This window comes from Lactobacillus corticis, from assembly GCF_018327645.1.
In the GTDB taxonomy this organism is placed as follows: domain Bacteria; phylum Bacillota; class Bacilli; order Lactobacillales; family Lactobacillaceae; genus Lactobacillus; species Lactobacillus corticis.
On record NZ_BMAY01000111.1, the window covers coordinates 1 to 3326 of the forward strand.

Sequence of the window (3326 nt, forward strand, 5' to 3'; positions counted from 1 at the left end):
AGAAGCAACCGAAGCGAAACGGAAGCACACCGAGCGAATCTTGTTTAGTTTTGAGGGCAAAACCTCAGAGCTAGTACGTTGAAAACTGAATACCGAAAGCAAAAGAAAACCGAGACAATCGTAAAGAACAGATTGTGAGAGCGACCGAGAGAGAGACTTGGAATAGGTCAAGCAGAGAAGGGCGCACGGTGAATGCCTAGGCACTAGCAGCCGATGAAGGACGTGACGAACTACGAAAAGCTTCGGGGAGATGTAAGTAATCAGAGATCCGGAGATGTCCGAATGGGGGAACCCAGCCGAGAGGCTATCTGGAAGAAATTTCAGAGGGAATACGCAGTGAACTGAAACATCTAAGTAGCTGCAGGAAGAGAAAGAAAAATCGATTTCCCAAGTAGCGGCGAGCGAACAGGAAAGAGCCTAAACCTGAGGATTTATCCTTGGGGGTTGTAGGACTGCAAGAAGGGGACCGGAAGATAGACGAATGAACTGGGAAGTTCAGCCAGAGAGGGTGAGAGCCCCGTAATCGAAATCGGAAGGAAGCCGAGCAGGATCCTGAGTAGGGCGGAACACGAGGAATTCCGTTTGAAGCAACGAGGACCATCTCGTAAGGCTAAATACTAGCAAGTGACCGATAGTGAACCAGTACCGTGAGGGAAAGGTGAAAAGAACCCCGGGAGGGGAGTGAAAGAGAACCTGAAACCGTGTGCCTACAAGTAGTCAGAGCCCGTTAAGGGGTGATGGCGTGCCTTTTGTAGAATGAACCGGCGAGTTACGTTATATAGCGAGGTTAAGGCAGAAAAGCCGGAGCCGGAGCGAAAGCGAGTCTGAAGAGGGCGAAGAGTTGTATGATGTAGACCCGAAACCAAGTGACCTACCCATGGCCAGGTTGAAGGTGCGGTAAAACGCACTGGAGGACCGAACCCACGTAAGTTGAAAATTGCGGGGATGAGCTGTGGGTAGCGGTGAAATTCCAAACGAACTTGGAGATAGCTGGTTCTCTCCGAAATAGCTTTAGGGCTAGCCTCGAGCGAAGGTCAATGGAGGTAGAGCGCTGTTTGGACTAGGGGCCCGTCAGGGGTTACTGAATCCAGATAAACTGCGAATACCATTGAAGCGTGCTCGGGAGTCAGACTGCGAGTGATAAGATCCGTAGTCGAAAGGGAAACAGCCCAGATCACCAGTTAAGGTCCCCAAATCTATGCTAAGTGGAAAAGGATGTGGAGTTGCGTAGACAACTAGGACGTTGGCTCAGAAGCAGCCATCATTCAAAGAGTGCGTAATAGCTCACTAGTCGAGTGGCGCTGCGCCGAAGATTTACCGGGGCTAAGCATAGTACCGAAACTGTGGATGCATCGCAAGATGCGTGGTAGGAGAGCGTTCTAACGGCGGAGAAGCATGATCGAGAGGACATGTGGAGCAGTTAGAAGTGAGAATGCCGGTATGAGTAGCGAAAGATAGGTGAGAATCCTATCCGCCGAAAGACTAAGGTTTCCTGGGGCAGGCTCGTCCGCCCAGGGTAAGTCGGGACCTAAGGCAAGGCCGAGAGGCGTAGTCGATGGATAACAGGTAGAGATTCCTGTACTGCGTTAAATCGCGATGAGCGAAGGAGGGACGCAGGAGGCAAAGCACGCATGGGGCTGGAACCATGTTTAAGCGTCAAGGGAGAAAGCGAGTGAAATGCTTGCTTTTGATAATTCTGAGGCGTGATGAGGAGCGAAATTAGAGTAGCGAAGGTGCAGAGTCACACTGCCAAGAAAAGCTTCTAGCCAGAGATAACGTACCCGTACCGCAAACCGACACAGGTAGTCGAGTGGAGAACACTAAGGCGAGCGAGAGAACTCTCGTTAAGGAACTCGGCAAAATGACCCCGTAACTTCGGGAGAAGGGGTGCTGATTGAGAGATCAGCCGCAGAGAATAGGCCCAAACAACTGTTTATCAAAAACACAGGTATCTGCAAAATCGTAAGATGACGTATAGGTGCTGACACCTGCCCGGTGCTGGAAGGTTAAGAGGAGAGCTTAGCGCAAGCGAAGGTTCGAATTGAAGCCCCAGTAAACGGCGGCCGTAACTATAACGGTCCTAAGGTAGCGAAATTCCTTGTCGGGTAAGTTCCGACCTGCACGAAAGGTGAAATGATTTGGGCACTGTCTCAACGAGAGACTCGGTGAAATTATAATACCCGTGAAGATGCGGGTTACCCGCGACAGGACGGAAAGACCCCATGGAGCTTCACTGTAGCTTGATATTGAGTATCTTTTAAACATGTACAGGATAGGTAGGAGCCGAAGAAGGCAGTACGCTAGTATAGCCGGAGGCGCTGTTGGGATACTACCCTTGTTTGAAGGATGCTCTAACCTAGACGCGGAAGCGGCGTCAGGGACAGTGTCAGGTGGGCAGTTTGACTGGGGCGGTCGCCTCCTAAAGTGTAACGGAGGCGCCCAAAGGTTCCCTCAGAATGGTTGGAAATCATTCGCAGAGTGTAAAGGTATAAGGGAGCTTGACTGCGAGAGAGACAACTCGAGCAGGGACGAAAGTCGGGCTTAGTGATCTGGTGGTACTGAATGGAAAGGCCATCACTCAACGGATAAAAGCTACCCTGGGGATAACAGGCTTATCTCCCCCAAGAGTTCACATCGACGGGGAGGTTTGGCACCTCGATGTCGGCTCGTCGCATCCTGGGGCTGAAGTCGGTCCCAAGGGTTGGGCTGTTCGCCCATTAAAGCGGCACGCGAGCTGGGTTCAGAACGTCGTGAGACAGTTCGGTCCCTATCCGTCGTGGGCGCAGGAAATTTGAGAGGAGCTGTCCTTAGTACGAGAGGACCGGGATGGACGCACCGCTGGTGTACCAGTTGTTCTGCCAAGAGCACAGCTGGGTAGCTAAGTGCGGAAGGGATAAGCGCTGAAAGCATCTAAGTGCGAAGCCCCCCTCAAGATGAGATTTCCCATGCGAAAGCAGTAAGACACCTCAGAGACGATGAGGTAGATAGGCTGGGAGTGGAAGAGCCGCGAGGCTTGGAGCGGACCAGTACTAATCAGTCGAGGACTTGACCAAAAGCGAGGTTTTCGAGAAGCGGAAGGTATTCAGTTTTGAGCGTGCAAGCTCAAAGAAAAGGAAAAGTGCGGTAACGAAAGCAAGAAGGAAACACCTGTACCCATGCCGAACACAGAAGTTAAGCTTCTTAACGCCGAGAGTAGTTGGTGGGCAACTGCCTGCGAGGGTAGGAAGTCGCCGCGCTTTTTTTAATATTCCGGCTTAGCTCAGTTGGTAGAGCGCGTGACTGTTAATCACGATGTCGTCAGTTCGAGTCTGACAGCCGGAGTAAGG

The 3326-nt window shown here is 51.6% G+C and carries 1 tRNA gene and 2 rRNA genes; all 3 read left to right on the forward strand.

The features are described 5' to 3' along the window. Positions 1-165 precede the first annotated feature (165 nt). Positions 166-3053 (forward strand): 23S ribosomal RNA (locus KI210_RS08965). Positions 3054-3119: 66 nt separating this feature from the next. Continuing rightward, positions 3120-3236, forward strand: a 5S ribosomal RNA gene (rrf, locus tag KI210_RS08970). A 12-nt stretch (positions 3237-3248) separates the two neighbouring features. After that, positions 3249-3321, forward strand: a tRNA-Asn gene (locus tag KI210_RS08975). Positions 3322-3326 lie beyond the last annotated feature (5 nt).